Origin of the sequence: Frondihabitans sp. PhB188, assembly GCF_003752365.1 — a bacterium.
GTDB lineage: Bacteria > Actinomycetota > Actinomycetes > Actinomycetales > Microbacteriaceae > Frondihabitans.
Genome location: NZ_RJUO01000001.1, coordinates 284,485 through 304,849, shown reverse-complemented (window position 1 = coordinate 304,849; position 20,365 = coordinate 284,485). Strand labels below are relative to the sequence as shown.

General features: G+C 70.0%; 20 protein-coding genes and 1 tRNA gene. 11 read left to right on the top strand and 10 right to left on the bottom strand.

Translation table 11 applies throughout. The features are described from left to right. Positions 1-8: 8 nt before the first annotated feature. The 9 genes from EDF46_RS01425 to EDF46_RS01385 all read right to left on the bottom strand — a co-directional run bounded on the left by EDF46_RS01425 (position 9) and on the right by EDF46_RS01385 (position 9,066). The gene (locus EDF46_RS01425; protein WP_123504495.1) at positions 9-455 is read right to left on the bottom strand and encodes an adenylyltransferase/cytidyltransferase family protein; all 447 of its coding nucleotides are present in this window, start codon (positions 453-455) and stop codon (positions 9-11) included. Beyond that, positions 452-1,609 carry a hypothetical protein gene (locus EDF46_RS01420; protein WP_123504494.1) on the bottom strand — a complete coding sequence of 386 codons (1,158 nt, stop codon included), beginning with the start codon at positions 1,607-1,609 and terminating at the stop codon, positions 452-454. The genes EDF46_RS01425 and EDF46_RS01420 overlap by 4 nt, the downstream gene beginning before the upstream one ends. Beyond that, positions 1,606-2,370 carry a CDP-alcohol phosphatidyltransferase family protein gene (locus tag EDF46_RS01415; protein ID WP_199738171.1) on the bottom strand — a complete coding sequence of 255 codons (765 nt, stop codon included), beginning with the start codon at positions 2,368-2,370 and terminating at the stop codon, positions 1,606-1,608. The genes EDF46_RS01420 and EDF46_RS01415 overlap by 4 nt, the downstream gene beginning before the upstream one ends. Further along, positions 2,367-3,569 carry a glycosyltransferase family 4 protein gene (locus tag EDF46_RS01410; RefSeq protein ID WP_123504493.1) on the bottom strand — a complete coding sequence of 401 codons (1,203 nt, stop codon included), beginning with the start codon at positions 3,567-3,569 and terminating at the stop codon, positions 2,367-2,369. Before EDF46_RS01410 ends, EDF46_RS01415 begins: the two co-directional genes overlap by 4 nt. Continuing rightward, positions 3,569-5,131, bottom strand: coding sequence for a sugar transferase (locus EDF46_RS01405; RefSeq protein WP_158614128.1), 1,563 nt, complete (start codon positions 5,129-5,131; stop codon positions 3,569-3,571). Before EDF46_RS01405 ends, EDF46_RS01410 begins: the two co-directional genes overlap by 1 nt. A gap of 856 nt (positions 5,132-5,987) precedes the next feature. Next, positions 5,988-7,325, bottom strand: a complete 1,338-nt coding sequence (locus tag EDF46_RS01400) for an NAD(P)/FAD-dependent oxidoreductase (RefSeq protein ID WP_123504491.1) — start codon at positions 7,323-7,325, stop codon at positions 5,988-5,990. Between the two features lie 107 nt (positions 7,326-7,432). Beyond that, a complete protein-coding gene (locus tag EDF46_RS01395) occupies positions 7,433-7,675 on the bottom strand; it encodes a hypothetical protein (protein WP_148061114.1) in 243 nt (80 codons plus the stop codon). 87 nt (positions 7,676-7,762) lie between these two features. Then, entirely contained in the window at positions 7,763-8,740 is a 978-nt protein-coding gene (locus tag EDF46_RS01390; protein WP_123504489.1) for an aldo/keto reductase, read from the bottom strand. A gap of 241 nt (positions 8,741-8,981) precedes the next feature. After that, positions 8,982-9,066: transfer RNA gene (locus EDF46_RS01385), tRNA-Leu, on the bottom strand. A gap of 95 nt (positions 9,067-9,161) precedes the next feature. Between EDF46_RS01385 and EDF46_RS01380 the strand changes: the two genes are divergently transcribed. Genes EDF46_RS01380 through EDF46_RS01365 form a run of 4 tightly spaced genes read left to right on the top strand, consistent with a single transcriptional unit; the run spans position 9,162 to position 13,182 of the window. Then, positions 9,162-10,472 carry a M20/M25/M40 family metallo-hydrolase gene (locus EDF46_RS01380; RefSeq protein ID WP_123504488.1) on the top strand — a complete coding sequence of 437 codons (1,311 nt, stop codon included), beginning with the start codon at positions 9,162-9,164 and terminating at the stop codon, positions 10,470-10,472. Positions 10,473-10,505: 33 nt separating this feature from the next. Beyond that, on the top strand, positions 10,506-11,348 hold the full coding sequence (locus EDF46_RS01375) for an undecaprenyl-diphosphate phosphatase (protein ID WP_123504487.1): 843 nt from the start codon (positions 10,506-10,508) through the stop codon (positions 11,346-11,348). Then, positions 11,348-12,586 carry a cysteine--1-D-myo-inosityl 2-amino-2-deoxy-alpha-D-glucopyranoside ligase gene (mshC, locus tag EDF46_RS01370; RefSeq protein WP_123504486.1) on the top strand — a complete coding sequence of 413 codons (1,239 nt, stop codon included), beginning with the start codon at positions 11,348-11,350 and terminating at the stop codon, positions 12,584-12,586. Before EDF46_RS01375 ends, mshC begins: the two co-directional genes overlap by 1 nt. Before the next feature lie 23 nt (positions 12,587-12,609). Then, positions 12,610-13,182, top strand: coding sequence for an AAA family ATPase (locus EDF46_RS01365; protein WP_123504485.1), 573 nt, complete (start codon positions 12,610-12,612; stop codon positions 13,180-13,182). Positions 13,183-13,185: 3 nt separating this feature from the next. Here EDF46_RS01365 and EDF46_RS01360 read toward each other — a convergent pair whose 3' ends face one another. Continuing rightward, a complete protein-coding gene (locus EDF46_RS01360; protein ID WP_233579749.1) occupies positions 13,186-14,037 on the bottom strand; it encodes a proteasome assembly chaperone family protein in 852 nt (283 codons plus the stop codon). A 160-nt stretch (positions 14,038-14,197) separates the two neighbouring features. Between EDF46_RS01360 and EDF46_RS01355 the strand changes: the two genes are divergently transcribed. The 7 genes from EDF46_RS01355 (at position 14,198) to EDF46_RS18815 (ending at position 20,292) form a co-directional block, all read left to right on the top strand. Then, a complete protein-coding gene (locus EDF46_RS01355) occupies positions 14,198-14,896 on the top strand; it encodes an HAD family phosphatase (RefSeq protein WP_255410929.1) in 699 nt (232 codons plus the stop codon). Next, entirely contained in the window at positions 14,893-15,936 is a 1,044-nt protein-coding gene (locus EDF46_RS01350) for a tRNA (adenine-N1)-methyltransferase (RefSeq protein ID WP_123504483.1), read from the top strand. The genes EDF46_RS01355 and EDF46_RS01350 overlap by 4 nt, the downstream gene beginning before the upstream one ends. Beyond that, positions 15,936-16,931, top strand: a complete 996-nt coding sequence (locus tag EDF46_RS01345; RefSeq protein ID WP_123504482.1) for an FKBP-type peptidyl-prolyl cis-trans isomerase — start codon at positions 15,936-15,938, stop codon at positions 16,929-16,931. Before EDF46_RS01350 ends, EDF46_RS01345 begins: the two co-directional genes overlap by 1 nt. A 69-nt stretch (positions 16,932-17,000) precedes the next feature. Continuing rightward, positions 17,001-17,924, top strand: coding sequence for an FKBP-type peptidyl-prolyl cis-trans isomerase (locus EDF46_RS01340; protein ID WP_123504481.1), 924 nt, complete (start codon positions 17,001-17,003; stop codon positions 17,922-17,924). Between the two features lie 57 nt (positions 17,925-17,981). Beyond that, positions 17,982-19,001 carry a YafY family protein gene (locus EDF46_RS01335; RefSeq protein WP_123504480.1) on the top strand — a complete coding sequence of 340 codons (1,020 nt, stop codon included), beginning with the start codon at positions 17,982-17,984 and terminating at the stop codon, positions 18,999-19,001. Beyond that, a complete protein-coding gene (locus EDF46_RS01330; RefSeq protein ID WP_123504479.1) occupies positions 18,994-20,001 on the top strand; it encodes a YafY family protein in 1,008 nt (335 codons plus the stop codon). Before EDF46_RS01335 ends, EDF46_RS01330 begins: the two co-directional genes overlap by 8 nt. A gap of 78 nt (positions 20,002-20,079) precedes the next feature. Next, positions 20,080-20,292 carry a twin-arginine translocase TatA/TatE family subunit gene (locus EDF46_RS18815; protein ID WP_370454028.1) on the top strand — a complete coding sequence of 71 codons (213 nt, stop codon included), beginning with the start codon at positions 20,080-20,082 and terminating at the stop codon, positions 20,290-20,292. Positions 20,293-20,365: the final 73 nt, after the last annotated feature.

Sequence of the window (20,365 nt, the reverse complement as noted above, 5' to 3'; positions counted from 1 at the left end):
CGCAGGAACTAGCGCACCGCCGCCGAATCCTCGTCGAGGGCCGACACGGCCCGCCGCAGGATCGTCGACGACGTCGACATCGTGTACGGGAAGTAGACGACCTCGACGCCCACCTCGGCGAACTCGCGCTCGAGCTTCAGGCCCTTCTCGGTGCCGCGCCAGTCGTCGCCCTTGAAGAAGACGTCGAACTGCAGTTCGCGCCAGACGTCCATCTTGTCGGGGACGGTCTCGGCGTAGGCGTGGTCGACGAAGTCGATGTGGCTGACGATCTCGAGGCGCTCGGCGAGCGGCACCATCGGCGAGATGCCCTTCGTGAGCTCGAGCATCTCGTCGGCGACGACGCCGGCGATCAGGACGTCGCACTGCGACTTGGCGTGGCGCAGCAGGTTCAGGTGCCCGATGTGGAAGAGGTCGTAGGCGCCGGCTGCGTAGCCGACCCGGGGTGCGTCGGTCACTGGGAGTCCCTTCCGGACGGGGTGGAGGTCTGCGCGGCCTCTTCGGCACGCGCGGCGAGGTCGGCGATCGAGAAGCCGGAGCGCGACGGCAGGAAGTCGTCGGCCGAGTCCGCAGCCGCGGAGACGGCTCCGGAGACAGCCCCGAAGGCGGCGAACGGCGCCACGACCGAGATCGGCTCGGGCGACGGCTGCGCGGGTCGGCCCAGGCGGAAGTCCGACGGCACCCACTCGCGGCGGAGCGCCGAGCGGTGGCGGCCGGCGACTCCGGTCATGAGCACGCCGAGGGGCTCGACGCCGAGGCCGAGCAGCTCGCCATGGAGCGCGAGGAGGTCTTCGACGGTGGTGCGGTTGGAGCGGACGACGACCACGACGGCATCGGCGACGGGGGCGAGACCCCGCAGCGGCACCGGCATCGTGTTGCTGCCGGCCAGGGCCACGACGGCGTCGTAGCGCTCGCTCAGGGTCGTGAAGAAGCTCTCGGCCTCGACGAGGCGACGCTCGGGGCGAGCCGAGGCGACGCGATCGGGCACCGAGACGCGCTGGTAGCCGGAGGCGTCGGCACGGGCCGGGTCCTCGAGGGCCGAATCGTCGACGGTGGAGGGACGAGCGAGCAGCTGCGTCTCGAGATCGGTGCGGACGACCGCCGACACGAATCCGCTCTCGACCAGGGCGCGGGCGAGTCCGCCGTCGACTCCGGCCGACTCGTCGGCGTCTTCGGTGCGAGCCAGGACGAGGCGCGCCGGGAGCTCGCCGCCGGCCAGCGACCGGGTGTTCATGACGGCCTCCCGCAGGGCGGAGCGCATGCGCCGCGACGCCGCGCGGACCTCGAGGTCGTCGGCGTCGATGACGCCAGCGGGCAGCTGCGCGAGGACGGGAAGGCCCGTGACACGACGGACGTCGTCGGCCGTCGTGACACGGGGCTGGAGGCGGACCAGCACGAAGCCGACCGCGAGTCCGAGGGCGAACCCGATCAGGGTGAGACCGAGGAGCACGCCGAGAGAGGCGACCTTCGGAATGCCGCCGGGAACGTTTCCGGCGATGGTCTGCTCGACGGCGACGCCCGCCACGAGGCCCACGACCGCCATGCCGGCGACAGCGATCCAGGCGCGACGGAGCTGAGCGGTCAGGTCGAAGAATCCAGCGCGGATGTTCATGAGACCTCCCGGTCGGGCAGAGAGCCGAGGCCCTTGAGCTCGCGGAACCACTTGGGCAGCGCGAGGAGCAGGTAGAGCGTGTTGGCGGCGAAGAACGCGACGTAGACGATCGTGAAGCCGAGCGGCCAGGCGAGGAGGACGAACGAGAGGCACATCAGGCCGTAGTCGGTCGGGACGACGGCGAGCGAGTACAGCGTCGACGTGTTCCGCGAGCCGCGGGTCGGGACGCCCGTGCGGATGTGCTGGGCGCGACGGAGCATGTCGGTGAGGATGATCGCGAAGAACGCGACCGACGCGACGGCCGAGTACGCGAGCGGCACCCAGAGCACGCCGGACCGGCCCGAGGGCTCGCGCAGGAAGCTCGCGAACACGGCCAGGTGGAGCACGCCGATCTTGGTGGCGTCGATCACGTGGTCGAGCCATTCGCCGGCGGGGCTTCCGCCGCCGCGCAGGCGCGCCAGCTGGCCGTCGGCCGAATCGAGCGCGTAGCCGATGACGAGCAGCAGCATGACCGACACGGCCGAGGCGATCGACGTCGGCACGAACGCGATGACGGCGATGCCCGCGAACGTGAACAGCGCGCTCACCATCGTCACCTGGTTCGGCGTCATGCGCAGCTGGTACGCGGCGGCGGCGAGGAATCGTCCGATGCGGCGGTTGACGAAGCGCGAGTACGCCGGGGCGCCGCTGGAGCCCTTCTGGGCGCTTGCGAGGCGGGCGAGCGACTCGCCGTAGGTCTCGCGGTTCAGCGCGGTGGTCACGAGGCCACCGCCAGGGGTGCGGTGCCGCGGGCGACGCGGTGCAGCTCGCCGTCGACGACGGCTGCGATCCGGGCGCGCATGCGCTCCGGCGTGTACTCGGCGGCGTAGACCTCCTGAGCACGCTGCCCGGCAGCGCGGAGCGTCGCGACGTCGAGCGTCGAGAACAGCTCGGCCAGGGCGTCGACGTCCGTGCAGTCGAACAGCCAGCCGGTCACTCCGTCGTCGATGACCTCCTCGGGCCCACCGGAGCGGCTGGCGATGACGGCGCGGCCCTCGCTGAACGCCTCGACCGTCACGAGGCCGAAGCCCTCGAGCGTGTCGGTGGGCAGGACGACGGCGTCGGCGGCCTGCAGGTACGGCGTCGCATCGGCGACCTCGCCGACGACGACGACGGTCTCGGGGCGCGACACGTGCTGGGCCACGAGGGCCTTCACATCCACGCCGATTCCGACGGCAGGAACTGCGCCGAGCACGACGAGCTCACCCGGGCAGCCGGCCTTCTCCCATGCGCGCAGCAGCGTGCCGTGGCCCTTGTGCGGGTTCCAGCGGCTGGCGATCACGTAGTGCGGCCTGCGGTGCTCCGGCGGAGCCGCGGGAAGTTCGCGCGAACGATGGGGTACACCGTTGTGCACCACCACCGCCCGCGGGTCCTCGGCGAGACCCGACGCGCCGAGGACAGAGCGCGAGACGGCCACAAGTGCCGTGCACGCGCCTGCCAGGGGACGAAGACCTACCCGGTCCTTCGGTCCCCATGGTTCTTGGAGGTGCCCGACGACCTTGCGGACGCCGGTGAGGCGAGCAAGGGGAGCGACGGGCAGGCAAGCGCTGGTGGCCAGGTAGACGAGGTCGAAACGACGGCCCGAGAGACGGGCGAGCGTTCGGACGGCGTCCCTGGCGAGACGGAGGAATCCGCCGGGAGTGATCTTCAGACGACGGAGGATCGGCAGCGGGTGGCGTTCCACCCGAGCCCCGAGGTCGCGGAGCATCGGGCCGAGGGGCCCGGGCTCGACGTCGGTCGGCAGCCAGACGGTGACGTCGTTGGAGTCGGACGCGACGAGCTCGGCGACGACCTCGAGGACGATGCGGTCGGACCCGTACATCTCGTCGGACGAGTGGACGACGAGGATGCGGCCGCGGCGGGCGCCGCGACGGACGCCGGGGGCGTCGAGGCCTGCGAGTTCCTGCTCGATATCGGTCATCAGTAGGCCCCCTCAGGGCGGAGGATCACTTTCACGGTGCGCCACATGAGCACGAAGTCGACGGTCAGCGACCAGTTCTCGACGTAGTAGAGGTCGAGACGGACGCTCTCCTCCCAGCTGAGGTCGGAGCGGCCGCCCACCTGCCACATGCCGGTCAGGCCGGGCTTGATGTAGAGACGGCGGTGGACGTGCTCGGCGTAGCCGTCGACCTCGAGGGGCAGCGGCGGACGCGGCCCCACGAGGCTCATCGAGCCGCCGAGGATGTTGATCAGCTGCGGGATCTCGTCGAGCGAGTACTTGCGCAGCACGCGGCCGACGCGGGTGACCCGCGGGTCGACGCGCATCTTGAACAGCACGCCGTTGCCCTCGGACAGGCTCGCGATCTCGGCCAGGCGGTCCTCGGCGTCGACGGTCATCGTGCGGAACTTGAGCATCGTGAACCGCTCGCCGTCGCGCCCGACGCGCTCCTGCCGGAAGAACACCGGCCCACCGTCGCCCAGGCGGATGAAGCCGGCGACGACGGCCATCAGGGGCAGGAGCACGAGCAGGGCGAGACCCGCGAGGGTCACGTCGGTGGCGCGCTTCATCACGTGCTTCGGGCCGTCGAACTGCGGCAGCTCGACGTGCATGAGCGGGAGTCCCTCGACCGGGCGGAAGTGGATGCGGGGGCCCGCGATGTTGGCGAGGCGCGAGGCGATGACGAGCTCGGTCGCGCGGCCTTCGAGGCTCCAGCCGAGATCGCGGACGTAGTCGGTGCCGTGGCGCGGGTCGCCGGCGACGATCACGCTCTCGACGTTCATGCGCCAGACGGCGCGGGACACGTCGTCCAGGCCGGCCACGATCGGCACGACATGGGATCCGACGGCGATGCTGCCGCTGTCGTCGCCGTCTTCGACTACGGCGCCGACGACGTCGTAGAGGGCGCCCGGCTTCTCGTCGATGCGGTCGATGACGTACGTGACGTCGGCGCGGCTGCCGACGACGATGGCGCGCGACAGGTAGTTGCCGAGGGTGCGCTGGCGGATCAGCCAGCGGCGCAGGAGGAAGCGGGAGGCGATGAGGCCGAGCGAGCCGCCGGGGAGGGCGACGAAGAAGTAGGAGCGCATCGACTCGTGGCCGGTGATCGAGATGATCAGGGCGATGATGACGAAGGTGAGGATCGTCGCGTTGAGCACGCGCTTGTACTCGTCCGCGCCGGTGCCGACGACGGAGAGGTCGCGGGTGCGCTGGAAGGACAGGCACAGTGCCCAGAGGAGCCCGATGCCGACCGGGTAGCCGATCGTGATGAGGAGAGTCCTGGTGTCGGTCGTCGACAGCGAGGCCAGCGTCTCGCCGAACCCCTCGCGGAGGGCCTCGACGAACGAGGCGACGACCACGCTGAGCGCGATGACGATGGCGTCGAAGGCGACCAGCCGGCGACGGTAGCGCACGGCCCAGCCGGTTCCGATGGATGCGCCGCCCACCCGCTCGCCCAGATCCGACCAGGCTGCGGCCGCGGATTTCACCGGCGAGGGGAACGCGAGTCGGGATTTCTCTCCGAGGTCGCGGCCGATGCCGGTCACGATGCCGCTTCCGATTCGGGGCGGAAGCGGGTACGCGGAAGCGTACGCAGAATGAGCAGGGTAAGCATGGATCCAGGGGGGGGTTCGGGTAGGCGGCGCAAAGGCTCCAGTCCGCTATTCGGGAACGAGTCGGAGCCGGGTCGGACGAACGACCGGAAGATCGGGATTCGGTCGTGCGTCCGGGTGTCGACCTGCGGTTCTGATCCTCTGAGGGCCGTCGGGTACGGCGGGTCTCGAGGCTCGGTGCGAGTCGACGATCGGGAAGGTGTCGGGTGCTGCGGGTGATCGGGTGACGCTTCGGGTAAAGCGCGTGGTGCATTCGGGTTGTTCGGGTGACGGGGAGCGGCTGGTTTCCGGCCGTTTCCTCCCTCCGCCTTTCAGCGGGTATGAATCGAAACTAGGCCATTCACCTCGGGGGCCACATGCCCCCATTTCGGGGGACCATGCGCCCCCCGGGCGGGGGGATGACAACGGGTGATCCCGGCCCTCGAACGGGTGATGCAGCCGAAATGCGTCGTTCGGGTAGGCAGACGTGGTCCTTCGAGACAATCGGATAGTCTATCCGCTCGCAAGGAGGCGACGGCGAGTCGCCCGGATACATGGGGATCGACCGCATTCGCCTACCGATGGAAGGCTGCACAATCGACAACAGTTGTCGTTCGGCTCGCGGAGACCCCGAATCATGGTCCCCCCGAATGACCGCATCGTTTGTACCCCGGAAGTGCTGCCCAGGCTCAAACGGGTGAACTCTGCCTCCGAGGTCGTTTACGCCGCATTCACCCGCCGGCAACCCTGCTCGCAGGTTAACGCACGAAAGCGAGGCCTCGGAAGGCCTCGCTCTCAGGGTGGGTCTGCGCTACTTCTTGGCGCCCTTCGACGCCGGAGCGGCAAGCGCGACGAAGTTCGCACGCGGGTCGTCCAGGTTCTCGAGGGTCGTCTCGTCGCGGCCGCCGACGATCTCGGTCACCCACCCGGTGAGGATGCGCCACTTGCGGGTGAGGGTGGGCATGGCCAGCAGGTGATAGCCGCGGTGGGCGAGCCACGCGAGCAGGTTCTTGAGGTGCACGCCCTGGATCAGGGCCGCGCCCTTGCCGATGCCGTAGCTGGCGACCGTGCCGACCGACTCGTGTCGGTACTCGGCGAGAGGCTCGCCGGCCATCGACGCCAGGATGTTGTCAGCGACCGTGACTGCCTGCCGGACGGCGTTCTGCGCGTTCGGCGGGTAGTAGGCCGGCTGCTTGGCGGCCGTCAGGTCGGGGACCTGCGCGTTGTCGCCCAGCGCCCAGACGCCGTCGATGCGCTTGCCGTCGTCCGTCACGACCTCGAGCTTCGCGTTCGCGTTCACGTGGCCCTTCGGGCCGCGCGGCAGGCTGGTCTTGTCGAGGACGGGGTTCGGCTTGACGCCGGCGGTCCAGACGATCGTGCCGGCGGGGACGGTCTCGCCGTCGCTCAGCACGCAGTCGCCGTTCTCGCACGACGGCATGGTCGTCTGGAGGCGGATGTCGATGCCGCGGGCGCGGAGAGCGCCGAGGGTCCATTTCGACAGCTCGGGGCCGACCTCGGGGGCGACGCGGTCGAGAGCCTCGACCAGAACGAAGCGCAGCTCGTGGCGCGAGAGCACGGGATAGCCGTCGACGGCCGCGTTGGCGGTGTCGAGCAGCTCGCCCATCGCCTCGACGCCGGTGTAGCCGCCGCCGACGAAGACGACGGTGAGCAACTTGGCGCGCTCGGCGGGGTCGGTCGAAGCCGCCGCCTTCTCGATGTTGCCGAGCACCCGGGCGCGCACGTACGACGCCTCTTCGACGCTCTTGAAGCCGACGGCGTTCTCGGCGAGGCCGGGGGTCGGGAAGGTGCGGGTCACGGCGCCCATCGCGACGACGAGGTGGTCGTAGCCGACCTCGGTCGTGCGACCGTCGGCGAGATCGACGGTGACCGACTTCGCGTCGGTGTCGATCGCCGACATGGCGCCCTGGATGAACTTGGAGCGGCGCAGCGTCTTTCGCAGCGGAACCGTCACGTCTCTCGGGTCGATGTGCCCGCCGACGACCTCCGGGAGGAACGGCTGGTAGGTCATGTACGGGCTCGGGTCGATGACCGTGATGCTCGCGCTCTGCGGGGGGCGTTTCTTCTGCAGAGTCAGAGCGGTCTGGAGACCCGCCGAACCACCACCCAGAATAACGATTCGTGTTGTCATGACACCGACGCTACTCCCGGTCGGGCAGTCGTTCGCCACGCGCGACCGAAAATCACCCCGCAGGAACTCGGGGTGCCCGCCTTCCGTCCGCGCTCGACCGATCCGGTCTACTCGACGCCGTCGCTCTCGGTGTAGCTTCCCTCGAAGCCGGCCTTGTCGACCTCGGTCTCGCCGGGCTTCACGCCCTCGGCCGGGATGTCGCTGTCGGTGAACGCGCCGTCGTAGTCGACGCCGCCTTCCTTGGTCGACGTGTACGAGCCCGCCTCGGAGTGCGAACCGCCGTTCAGCGGGGCCTCCGCGGCCGCCTCGCGCTCCTCGGCGGCCTGATCGTCGTGTCGTTCGTCGCTCATCATGATTCCGTTCGTCGGGGGAGGGCGCCGTCGCCGCTCACCGTGGCCCCATCATGCTCCTCGCGTGGCTGCGATGGCACCCCTCGCCTAGAAGCCCTCCGGGTCGCGCGTGACGTAGGGGGCCTCGAGCTGGTCGAGCTCGTCGTCGGTCAGCCACACGTCGACGGAGGCGACCGCGTCGGCGAGGTGCTCGGGCTTCGTGGCGCCGAAGATCGGCGACGACACGGCGTCCTGCTGGCGCACCCAGGCGAGGGCGACCTGCGCCCGCGAGATCCCCCGCGCCTCGGCGACCGCGGCGACGGCGTCGGCGATGGCCCGATCGCCGTCCTCGCGCTGGCGGTAGAGGGTCTGGCCGAAGAGGTCGGTCTCGCTGCGGGCCGTCGTGGCGTCCCAGTCGCGCGTCAGCCTGCCGCGCGCGAGCGGGCTCCAGGGCAGCACGCCCACGCCCTGATCGAGGCAGAACGGGTGCATCTCGCGCTCCTCCTCGCGCTGGATCAGGTTGTACTGGTCCTGCATCGAGACGAAACGCGTCCAGCCGCCGAGGTCGGCGGTGTACTGCATCTGCGCGAACTGCCACGCCCACATCGACGACGCGCCGAGATAGCGGACCTTGCCCGCCTTGACGACGTCGTGGAGCGCCTCCATGGTCTCCTCGACCGGCGTCTCGGGGTCGAAGCGGTGGATCTGGTAGAGGTCGATGTAGTCGGTGCCGAGGCGGCGCAGAGAGTTGTCGACCTCGGTCATGACGGCGAGGCGCGAGAGGCCGGCGCCGTTCGGGCCCTTGCGCATGCGGCCGTTCAGCTTGGTCGCGATGACGACCTCGTCGCGAGCGGCGAAGTCGGCGAGCGCGCGGCCCGTGATCTCCTCGCTCGAGCCGTCGCTGTAGACGTTGGCGGTGTCGAAGGTCGTGATGCCGGCTTCGAGCGCCTGCTGGATGAAGGGGCGGCTCTCCTCCTCGGGCAGGCTCCACTCGTGCCCGCCGCGAGCCGGGTCGCCGTAGCTCATCATGCCGAGGGTGACCGCGGAGACCTGCAGTCCGGAGGAGCCGAGACGGACGTATTCCATGAGAAGCCTTTCGAGACGGGTGTCGTTCACGACCGACCCTACTCGCGGCTCTCCCCCTCCCGAGTGCCCGCCGACCCGCGGCCCAGAAGCTCGGGCGGAGCGCAGCGACGCCCGGCGACACCCACCCCCGAAGGCCCGCCCGGAGGGCCCCAGCGGAGCGACGTCGCGCGAAGCGCGACAAGCAGGCACGACGAACGAAAAAGGCCCCTGCCCTTCGGGGCAGAGGCCTTCTATTCGTTCGTGTCCGAGGGGGGACTTGAACCCCCACGCCCTATACGGGCACTAGCACCTCAAGCTAGCGCGTCTGCCATTTCCGCCACCCGGACGAGTGTGTGTCTCACTGCTGCGGCCTAACCGCCTCGAAGACATTAGCACGAGTTCGAGGGCCGGCCTGACACCCTCCGCCCGGTACCGTGGACGCATGACCTCGCACGAGCAGACCGACCTCGACGAGACCGCCGCCATCGCGCGCGACCTCATCCGCTTCGACACCACCAACTACGGCGGCGGCCGCTCCAACGGCGAGACCGACGCGGCCGAGTACGTCGCCGCCAAGCTCGAGGAGCTCGGCCTCACCCCGCTGATGTTCGAGTCGGAGCCCGGCCGCCACAGCGTGCTGGCGAAGGTGCCGGGGCGTGACCAGACGAAGCCGGGGCTCGTCGTGCACGGTCACCTCGACGTGGTGCCCGCGGATCCTGCGAACTGGTCTGTCGACCCGTTCGGCGGCGAGGTGAGAGACGGCATGCTCTGGGGGCGCGGCGCCGTCGACATGAAGAACATGGACGCGATGATGCTCACCAGCGTCGGCGACCTGCTGCGCTCGGGCCAGCAGCCGGAGCGCAACCTCGTGCTCGGCTTCCTGGCCGACGAGGAGGCCGGGGGAGTGCTCGGGTCGCACTTCCTGGTGAAGAACCACCCCGAGCTGTTCGACGGCATGGGCGAGGCGATCAGCGAGGTCGGGGGGTACTCGACGTTCATCGACGGCAAGCGCGCCTACCTGCTTCAGACCGGCGAGAAGGCCCTGATCTGGATCAAGCTCATCGCGCGCGGCACGGCCGGCCACGGGTCGCAGATGATCAGAGACAACGCCGTCACCCGCCTCGCCGAGGCCGTGACGGTTCTCGGCCGCCAGGAGTGGCCGGTCGAGCTGACCGACACGACGACGGGCCTGCTCCGCGAGGTCTCGCGCATCCTGGGCGTCGACCCCGAGCAGATCGCCCCCGACGAGCTGGTGCTGAAGACCGGCACGGCGTCCGGCTTCATCAAGGGAAGCCTGCGCGTCACGACGAACCCGACCGTGCTGCAGGCCGGCTACAAGCACAACGTGATCCCCGACACCGCCGAGGCGCTCGTCGACATCCGCTGCATGCCGGGTGACGAGCAGAAGGTGCTCGCCCAGGTGCGCGAGCTGATCGGCGACGACATCGAGATCGAGACGATCCACACCGACATCGGCCTCGAGACCGAGTTCGGCGGGCCGCTCGTCGAGTCGATCAAATCGACCCTCGACAAGCACGACCCGGGTGCGCCCGTGCTGCCCTACCTCCTCTCGGGAGGCACCGACAACAAGGCGCTCAGCCTGCTCGGCATCAAGGGCTACGGCTTCGCACCGCTGCGCCTCCCGGAAGAGATGGACTTCCCGGCGATGTTCCACGGCGTCGACGAGAGGGTGCCGCTCGAGGCGCTAACCTTTGGCAGTCGGGTGCTCCGCGACCTCCTCGCCACCTACTGATCCTCCCCTTGTACCGAGAGGCTTTCCCAGCACGTGGAACACTTCCTTCAGGCGCTCCTGCTCGGCCTCGTCCAGGGCCTCACCGAGTTCCTCCCGATCTCGTCGAGCGGTCACATCCGCCTCGTCGCGCTCTTCTTCCCACACGCCGCCGGCAAGGAGTTCGACCCGGGCGCCGCCTTCACCGCGATCATCCAGCTCGGCACCGAGCTCGCCGTCCTCATCTACTTCTGGAAGGACGTCACGCGGATCGTCGGCAAGTGGTTCCGGTCGTTGTTCGGCCGGGTCGACCGCGGCGACCCCGACGTCCGCATGGGCTGGCTCGTGATCATCGGCACCTTCCCGATCGTCGTCGTCGGCGTGCTGACGCAGAAGTTCATCGCGAACGAGTTCCGCTCGCTCTGGCTCCTCGCGACGGTGCTGATCGTGTTCGGCCTCGTCCTCGCGGCCGCCGACATCCTCGGCAAGAAGACGGCCCGGTTCGAAGAGATGAAGTGGGGCCACGGCATCGCCATCGGCATCGCCCAGGTGCTCGCGCTCGTTCCCGGCGTCTCGCGCTCCGGAGCGACCACGTCGGCGGGTCTGGCACTCGGGTACTCGCGGCCCGCCGCCGCCCGGTTCTCGTTCCTGCTGGCGATCCCGGCCGTCTTCGGCTCGGGGCTGTTCGAGGTCTACCAGTCGTTCCACGATCACGCGCCCAACCCGTACTCGTGGGGCGACACGCTGGCCGCGACGGTCGTCTCGTTCGTCGTCGGCTTCGTGGTCATCGCGTTCTTCATGAACTACATCTCCAAGCGCAGCTTCCTGCCGTTCGTCGTCTACCGCATCGTGCTCGGCGTCGTGCTGTTCGCGCTCCTCGGCATCGGAGTCATCGGCTGATGCGCTCCTGGAGCTTCCCGGTGCTTCCCGGGCTTCCGGGCGCAGGAACGCCGCCCACCCTCTACGACACCGCCACCGGCGGCGCGCACCCCACCGACGGCGGCCGCCTGTACGTCTGCGGCATCACCCCCTACGACGCGACCCACCTCGGCCACGCGTCGACGTACCTCGCGTTCGACACGCTCGGCCGCGTCTGGCGCGACGCCGGCATCGAGGTCGCCTACGCGCAGAACACCACCGACGTCGACGACCCGCTGCTCGAGCGGGCGAACGACACCGGCGTCGACTGGCGCGAGCTGGCCGACTCGCAGACCGACCTCTTCCGCTCCGACATGGAGCACCTCCGCGTGATCCCGCCCGACCACTACATCGCCGTGACCGACGTCGTCGAGGCCATCGGAGACGCCGCCGCGCGGCTTCTGGCGACGGGCTTCGCGTACCCAGTCGACACCGCCGACTCGGAGGCCGGCGACGACCTCTACTTCGACGTCGACCGAGCGACGGCCGACACCTCGTGGCACCTCGGCATCGAGAGCCGCCTCGACGCCGACACGATGCTCCAGTACTTCACCGAGCGCGGGGGAGACCCCGACCGCCCCGGCAAGCGCAACGTGCTCGACCCCCTGCTCTGGCGTTCCGCGCGCGACGGAGAGCCGTCGTGGCCGAGCGCCGTGGGCGACGGTCGACCGGGCTGGCACATCGAGTGCTCCGTCATCGCTCACGACCACCTGGGCCTGCCGATCTCGGTCAACGGCGGCGGCAGCGACCTGATCTTCCCGCACCACGAGATGAGCGCCGGCCACGGCACGGCGCTCACCGGCGACGCGTTCGCGTCGCACTACGCGCACACCGGCATGGTCGCCTACCAGGGCGAGAAGATGTCGAAGTCGCTCGGCAACCTGGTCAAGGTGTCGGAGCTGGTCACCGAGGGCGTCGATCCGCGCGCCATCCGCCTCGCACTGCTGTCGCACCACTACCGCAGCGACTGGGAGTGGTTCGACGACGACGTGTTCGCCGCCATCGCGCGCATCACGCACTGGTCGGAGTGGGCGACCACGGCGGTTCCCGGCGACGAGGCCACCGAGCTTCTGACCGCACTGCGTGCGGCCCTGTCGGACGACCTCGACACCCCGTCCGCGATCGCCGCGGTCGAGGCCGCCGCCCGCTCGGGCGCTGTGCCGACCTCTGTCGACGTCGATGCCGTCGACGCGCTGCTCGGCATCGACCTGCGGTCGTGAGCTCCGGAACGCCGGCTGCACGAATGCTGGGGCCGCTCGACGCTCTGCCGCATCCGCCCCGCCGAGTCCTGATCGCCGGCGTGGCCGGCGCCGGAAAGTCGACGCTCGCACGACGGCTGTCGCGGATCCTGCAGCTGCCCTACACCGAGATCGACTCGCTCTATCACGGCCCGGACTGGACCGCCCTGCCAACGTTCGAGGCCGACGTCGAGCGCCTCACGAGCGAGCCTGCCTGGGTGAGCGAGTGGCAGTACCACGTCGTGCGCCCGCTGCTCGCGGAGCGCGCCGACACCCTGGTCTGGCTCGACCTGCCGTTCCGCACCGTGCTGCGCCGTGTGGTCTGGCGGACTGTCACGCGCCGGGTCACGCGGAAGCGCCTCTGGAGCGGCAACGTCGAGGGCCCGCTGTCGACGTTCTTCACCGACCGCGACAACATCATCCGCTGGTCCATCCGCACGCGCCGCGATCCCGCTCGCGACTGCACGCGGGCCGCGCGAGAGCACCCGCACCTGCAGGTCGTGCGCCTTCGGTCTCCCCGCGACGTCGAGCAGTTCGTCTTCGCCGCCGGCACGCACCGGGCCGACGCCCTCGGCTGACGGCTAGGCCGCCGGCGGACGCCAGGGGTCGTCGCCGGACTTGCCGTCGCGCTTGCGCAGGTACCGCTCGAACTCCTGGGCGATGGCCTCGCCGCTCGCCTCGGGGGAGTCGACGGTGTCGCGTGCCTGCTCGAGCTGCTCGATGTAGCCCGCCATGTCCTCGTCGTCGGCGGCGAGCGCGTCGATGCCGCTCTCCCAGGCCGCGGCCTCTTCGACGAGGTCGCCGCGAGGCACCTCGACGCCGGTGATCTCCTCCACCTTCTCGAGGATAGCGAGCGACGCCTTCGGGGAGGGCGCGTTGTGCACGTAGTGGGGCACGCTCGCCCAGATCGACACGGTGGGGACGCCGGCGGCCTCGATCGACTGCGACAGCACCGACAGGATGCCGACCGGGCCCTCGTAGGTGGAGCGCTCGACCAGCAGCTCGGCGCGGACGTCGGGGTTCTCGCTGCCGACGTAGAGCGAGATGGGTCGGGTGTGCGGCACGTCGGCGAGCATGGCACCGAGGAAGACGACGCCGGCGATGTCGTGAACGTCGACGAGGTCGACTATCTCGGCGGCGAAGCTGCGCCAGCTGCGCGAGGGCTCGGCTCCGAGCAGCACGAAGAGGCTGTCGTCGGCCCCTTCGACGGGCGAGGCGGCCGATGCCGGGCCATGAAGCAGGATCCGCGGCCACACGAGCGTGGAGTTGCCGTCTTCGTCGCGCGCGGCCATGGGCCGGTTGAACTGGAAGTCGATGTAGGCCTCGCCGTCGAGCTCGGCGAGAGTCGTCAGCTCGAGGGTCTCGACGAGGGAGCGGGCGACGTTGCTCGCCGCCTCACCCGCGTCGTTCCACCCCTCGAAAGCGACGACCATGAGCCGACCCCCGGCAAAACGTGACGTTGACGACACCTGACTCCTCTGCGGTGCGCCACCCCGGCCGGGCCGCGCACTAGCCATCAACGATAGCCTCCCCGGCCGCTCGCCGCGTGCGGCGGCGGGTGGCCGTCGACCGCCTGGCCTAGACTCGGGCGTCGTGACCGAAACGACTTCCGCCGACGCTCTGCTGCCCTCGGCCGTCCTCTGGGACATGGACGGCACCCTCGTCGACACCGAGCCGTACTGGCAGCAGTCGCAGGTGCGCCTGGTCGCCGAGCACGGCGGGTCGTGGACCCGCGCCGACGGCGACTCCCTGATCGGCTCGGGCCTCTGGCACTCCGCGAAGGTGCTCCAGGACCACGGCGTCGACCTCACCGCCCAAGAGATCATCGACCGCATGACGGACGACGTGCTCGTCGGCATCCGCGCCCACCTCCCGTGGCGTCCCGGCGCGCGCGAGCTGCTCCGCGAGATCCGCGACGCCGGAATCAAGACGGCGCTCGTCACCATGTCGTTCCGCCGCATGGCGGAGGAGATCGCCTCGAACATCGAGTTCCAGGGGTTCGACCTCGTCGTCGCCGGCGACATGGTCGAGAACGCCAAGCCGCACCCCGAGCCCTACCTGCTCGCGGCGGGCCGGCTCGGAGTCGACATCGACCTCTGCGTCGCCATCGAGGACAGCCCGACGGGCGTCGCCTCGGCGGTGGCCGCCGGCGCGGCGACGCTCGGCGTCGAGCACCACGCGCCGCTCCCGCACGACGGGGCGTTCCAGCACCGGAGCACGCTCGCGGGCGTGACCCTCGACGACCTCGCGCAGTTCCTGCGCCAGAAGAAGAAGGCCGAGGCCGCCGCATGAGCGCCGAATCGCCGCAGGCACAGCGCCGACAGTCCGGACCCTTCCTGTGGGGCGACAAGGTGCAGCTGACGGGGCCCAAGGCCCGCATGCACACCATCGCGCTCACGCCCGGGGGCGAGTTCCACACGCACCGCGGGATCATCCGCCATGACGACGTGGTCGGCAAGCCGGACGGATCGGTGCTGATCGCCTCGACCGGAGACGAGTACCTGGCGCTGCGACCGCTTCTGGCCGACTTCGTCATGTCGATGCCCCGCGGCGCCGCGATCGTCTACCCGAAGGACGCCGCGATGATCGTGACGTTCTCGGACATCTTCCCGGGCGCGACGGTCGTCGAGGCGGGCGTGGGCTCAGGAGCCCTGTCGCTGTCGCTGCTGCGGGCCATCGGCCCGACCGGCCGCCTCGCCTCGTTCGAGCGCCGCGACGAGTTCGCCGACGTCGCGCGCGGCAACGTCACCTCCTTCCTGGGCGCCGAGCCCGACAACTGGACGGTCACCGTCGGCGACCTCGCCGACGAGCTGCCCGGAGTCGTGGGGGAGGGCGAGGCCGACCGCGTCGTGCTCGACATGCTCGCCCCGTGGGAGAACGTCGACGCCGTCGCCACCGCCCTCAAGCCCGGCGGGCTGGTCGTCTGCTATGTCGCCACCGTGACGCAGCTCTCGCGCACCGCGGAGGCGTTCCGCCACTACGGCGGCTTCACCGAGCCCGACTCGTCCGAGACGCTCGTGCGGGGCTGGCACGTGGAGGGCCTGGCCGTGCGCCCCGACCACCGCATGATCGCGCACACCGGATTCCTGATGACGGCGCGACGGCTCGCCCCGGGCGCCGTGCTCCCGCAGCTCAAGAGACGCGCGTCGAAGTCGGACTTCAGCGAGGAGGACGTCGAGCTGTGGACGCCCGGCGCACTCGGTGAGCGCTCGGCCACCTCGAAGAAGCTTCGCAAGACCGCCAGGCAGGCTCAGTCGGACGCCGCCAAGGCGATCGCCGGCGCCGACATCACCACCACGCTCCCGCAGGATCAGACGGAAGAGACCCTCTAGTGACCCAGTCCCTCATGAAGAAGCAGACCATCACGAAGACGCTTGCCGTCGCGGGTGCCATCGGCGCCCTGCTCACGCTCTCGCTCGCCGGGTGCAGCTCGACCAGCGATCCGCAGGCGAGCTGCTCCGGAGGCACCGCGTCGGGCAGTGTCTCGGACTCCGTGAAGGTGACCGGCAAGACCGGCTCCGCCCCGAAGGTGACCTTCGACAAGGGCCTCAGCGCGAAGAAGACCGAGAAGACGACCGTCGTCAAGGGCGACGGCTCGCTGGTGAAGTCGGGGCAGCCCGTGATCTTCCAGGTCACCTCGTACGACGGCGACACCGGCAAGAAGATCGCCTCGTTCTCGACCGACTACACGTCGGCCGGCACCTACCTCATGGCCGGCAAGGCCGACAGCCTGACGGCGCTCAGCGAGGGCTTCGTCTGCTCGCACGTGGGCGACCGCATCGCCGTCACCGGGACCGCGCAGGAATCGACCAACGGCCAGGGGATCGAGAGCAGCGGGGTCGGCGCGACCGACAGCATCGTGTTCGTCGCCGACATCCTGAAGGCGTTCCCCGCCAGGGCGACCGGCAAAGCCGTCGCTCCCCAGGCCGACCTCCCGACCGTGAAGCTCGCCAAGAACGGCGCCCCGACGATCACCATCCCGAAGGACGTCACGGCGCCGACCAAGCTCGTCTCGCAGGACCTCATCACCGGCTCCGGCGCGAAGGTCAAGGAGGGCGACCAGGTGATGATGCAGTACACCGGCGTGCTCTACAAGAACGGCAAGGTCTTCGACTCGTCGTGGACCAAGGGCCAGGCCTTCGTGGGCAGCCTCACCTCGGGTCAGCTGATCGACGGCTGGGTGACCGGCCTCGCCGGCAAGACCATCGGCAGCCAGGTGCTCCTGGTCGTCCCGCCGGGCGACGGCTACGGCTCGAAGGCCAACGGCGAGATCCCGGCGAACTCGACCCTGGTCTTCGTCGTGGACCTCCTCGGCAAGGTGTCCTGAGCGACCGAGGGACATGGCAAGACCCAGTAGGCTGGTCGGCGTTTGCTCGTACAAAGGAATTGAGGACTCGTGCGCAAGATCCCCGCGCTGATCGTTACGGCCGGACTCCTGGCGACGTTGACCGCCTGCTCCACGAGCACCGCTCCCGGCTCTGCCGGGTGCACCACCCCGGCCTCGGGTGACGCCTCCAGCGTCGTCTCGGCCAGCGGCACGGTCGGCAAGAAGCCGACCTCGGTGTCGATCCCGACGCCGATCAACACGAAGCAGACCGAGGTGTCGACTCTCGTCGCGGGCCACGGCCAGGTCATCACCGACGGCACGCCTGTGCTCATCAAGTACACGATCTACAGCGGCGCCACCGGCGACGTCGTCTCGTCGAGCTCCTATGGCACGCCGACTGCTCCCCTCACCGTCGGCGCTACCAGCGGCGGCCCCATCGCCGACGCGCTCGTCTGCTCGACCGTCGGCTCGCGCGTCGCTGTCGCCGTCAAGGCCAGCGAGCTCACCTCGACCACCGCCAAGAAGACCGACAAGTCGGGCCCGGCGTACATCGCCGTCGTCGACATCGTGAAGGCGTTCCTCCCCAAGGCCGACGGCCGGCTCGTGCGCGGCGTCAACAACATGCCCGCCGTCGTCACCGCGGCGAACGGTGCTCCCGGCATCAGCATCCCCGACGTCGCGGCGCCGACCACCGAGAAGGTCCAGCTGATCCGCAAGGGCTCGGGCCACGTCCTCACCAAGAGCGACACCGCGATCGTGCAGTACACCGCCGTCGACTGGGCCTCGACCCCGACGGTGCAGGGCTCCACCTGGACCGACACCGGCGCGGCCACCACGGTCGACCTCGGCTCCAGTCAGATCGCCGCCTCCGTCCGCTCGGCTCTGATCGGCCAGCCGGTCGGCTCCCAGGTCATGGTCGTCGTACCGCCGGCCAAGGGAGCCACCACCGCGAGCACCTACGTGTACGTGTTCGACGTGCTCGGCGCCCTCTGATCCGCACCCGCACGCCCCGCGCTCGTCGCGGCACCCGACTGATCTAGGATCGTCGTCGTGCCCGCTTCCCGCGCTCCGCGCGTCCCCGTCGAAGAGAGGCTCTTCAGCCTCGTCCTCGCCCTGCTCGCGACCGAGACCGGACTCACGAAGACCGAGATCCTCTCCACTGTCCAGGGCTACCGCCAGCGCTGGACGCAGGGTGACAACGCCGCCCTCGAGCGCCAGTTCGAACGCGACAAAGACGACATCCGCGAGCTCGGCGTGCCCCTCGAGACCATCGAGGAGCCCGGAGACACCGGCAACAACCAGAACCTCCGCTACCGCATCCCTCGCGGTGCCTACGAGCTGCCGGACGACATCGCGTTCTCGTCCGAGGAGACGGCTCTTCTGACCCTGGCGGCGATGGTCTGGCGCGAGGGCACGCTCTCGGGGGAGTCGCGCCGCGCTCTCCTCAAGCTCCGCAGCCTCGGCGGCACGGCGCCGGTTCCCGAGCTCGACTACGCGCCCCGCATCCGCTCCCGCGACGCCGCCTTCGAGCCGCTGCAGACCGCGCTCGACCGCCGACTCGTCGTGCGCTTCGACTACCTCAAGCCCGGCGACGACGCTCCTCGCGCACGCCGCGTCGTGCCCTACGCGCTCGTGCAGTTCCAGGGGCGGTGGCTGTGCTCCGCCATCGACCCGGAGACCGACGGGTGGCGGACGTTCCTGCTCTCGCGCATCGTCAGCCCGGTCGCAGTGACCGCCGAGACGGCGACCGTGCCCCCCGACGCGACCGCCGAGCGCGCCCTCGCCGACCTGGAGGCGCTGTGGGAGGCCCAGATCGCCGTGGTGCGCGCCGACCCGGCATCCGATGCCGAGACGCGCCTGCTCAAGCGCCGCGGCACCGTGCGCCGGCTCGACGGCGCGCTCACCGTGCACTGGTCGGACCGCCACCTCCTCGCCGACGAGCTCGCGTCGTTCGGCCCCGAGGTCGAGGCCGTCTCGCCGCCCGAGATCCGAGCGCTGGTCGTCGCGCGCCTCGCCGCACTCGTCGCCGACCATCGCGGCACCGCTGACTCGGAGGCCTCCCGTGGCTGAACGCGCCCCCGCGCTCCAGGCGCAAGACAAGCTGGCGTTCCTGCTCTCGCTGGTGCCCTACCTGATGGACAGGGGGAGCGTCAGCATCGCCGAGGCCGCCGCCCACTTCAAGGTGCCGGTCGCGCAGATCAAGCGCGCCGTCGAGCTGATAGCCGTCTCAGGGATTCCCGGCGAGACCACCCAATACCAGCACGGCGACCTCTTCGACATCGCCTGGGACGACTTCGAGCAGAACGGCGTCATCGTTCTGACCAACATGGTCGCCATCGACGACTCGCCGCGCTTCTCGGCGCGCGAGGCCGCCGCCATGATCGCCGGCCTGCAGTACCTCTCGTCGCTGCCTGAGAACGCCGACCGCGCCGCCATCGCCACCCTGATGTCGAAGCTGTCTCGCGGAGCGTCGAGCGCGCCGAGCCAGGTCGCCGTCGAGAACGCCCCGACGAACGACCTCCTCGCGCTGGTCGAGCGCGCCGTCGAGGCGGGCGTGCAGCTGGAGTTCGACTACGCCGGAGTCCGCGGCCAGGTCGAGCGCCGCCGCGTCGACCCGCTGCGCGTCGAGTCGCTCGACGCCGACTGGTACCTCCGCGGCTACGACCACCTGCGCGAGGCCGTCCGCACCTTCCGACTCGACCGCATCGCCGCGCCGGCGGTGTCCGACCAGCCGATCTCGTTCACGGCGTCCGATGTCGTTCTGCCCGAGAAGCTGTTCGAGGGATCACCCGACGACGTGGTCGTGACGGTCGAGATCGACACCGCGGCGTCCTCGTTCCTCGCCGACTACGCTCCCGACGACATCGAGGGCGCAGGAACATCCCGCACCCGCCTGCACCTGCGGGTCAACCAGTTCGGATCCCTCGCCCGGCTCATCTCCGGCCTGCCCGGTCGTCCCGTGGTCATCGCCCCGGCCTCCGCTCGCGACGCGGTCTCCGACTGGGTCTCACGAGCAAGTCACAGGTATGGCGAGGATGAGCTCTTTTCGGTCGACGGCGGGTTAGACTAGCCACCCCTACGAACTTGCAAGGAGGCAACTACCATGTTCGGTAACGCCTTTGGATGGCCCCATCTTCTAATCATCCTCGTGATCCTGCTCCTCCTCTTCGGTGCGCCGAAGCTGCCGGGTCTCGCGAAGAGCATCGCCCAGTCGATGAAGATCTTCCGCACCGAGATCGCTCCCAACCACGACAACAAGCCCACCGACACGAGCAGTGCAGCTCCGTCGGCCGGCACGGTCAACGACACGACGGTCCACCCGACCACGACGACGTCGACCGACCTCCCGCCGAAGCAGTAGCGCGTGGCCGCGACCTCAGTTCCTGGGGGCGGGCCAGGTCTGGACGGGCCTGCGGCGAAGCGCCGCGGTGCGG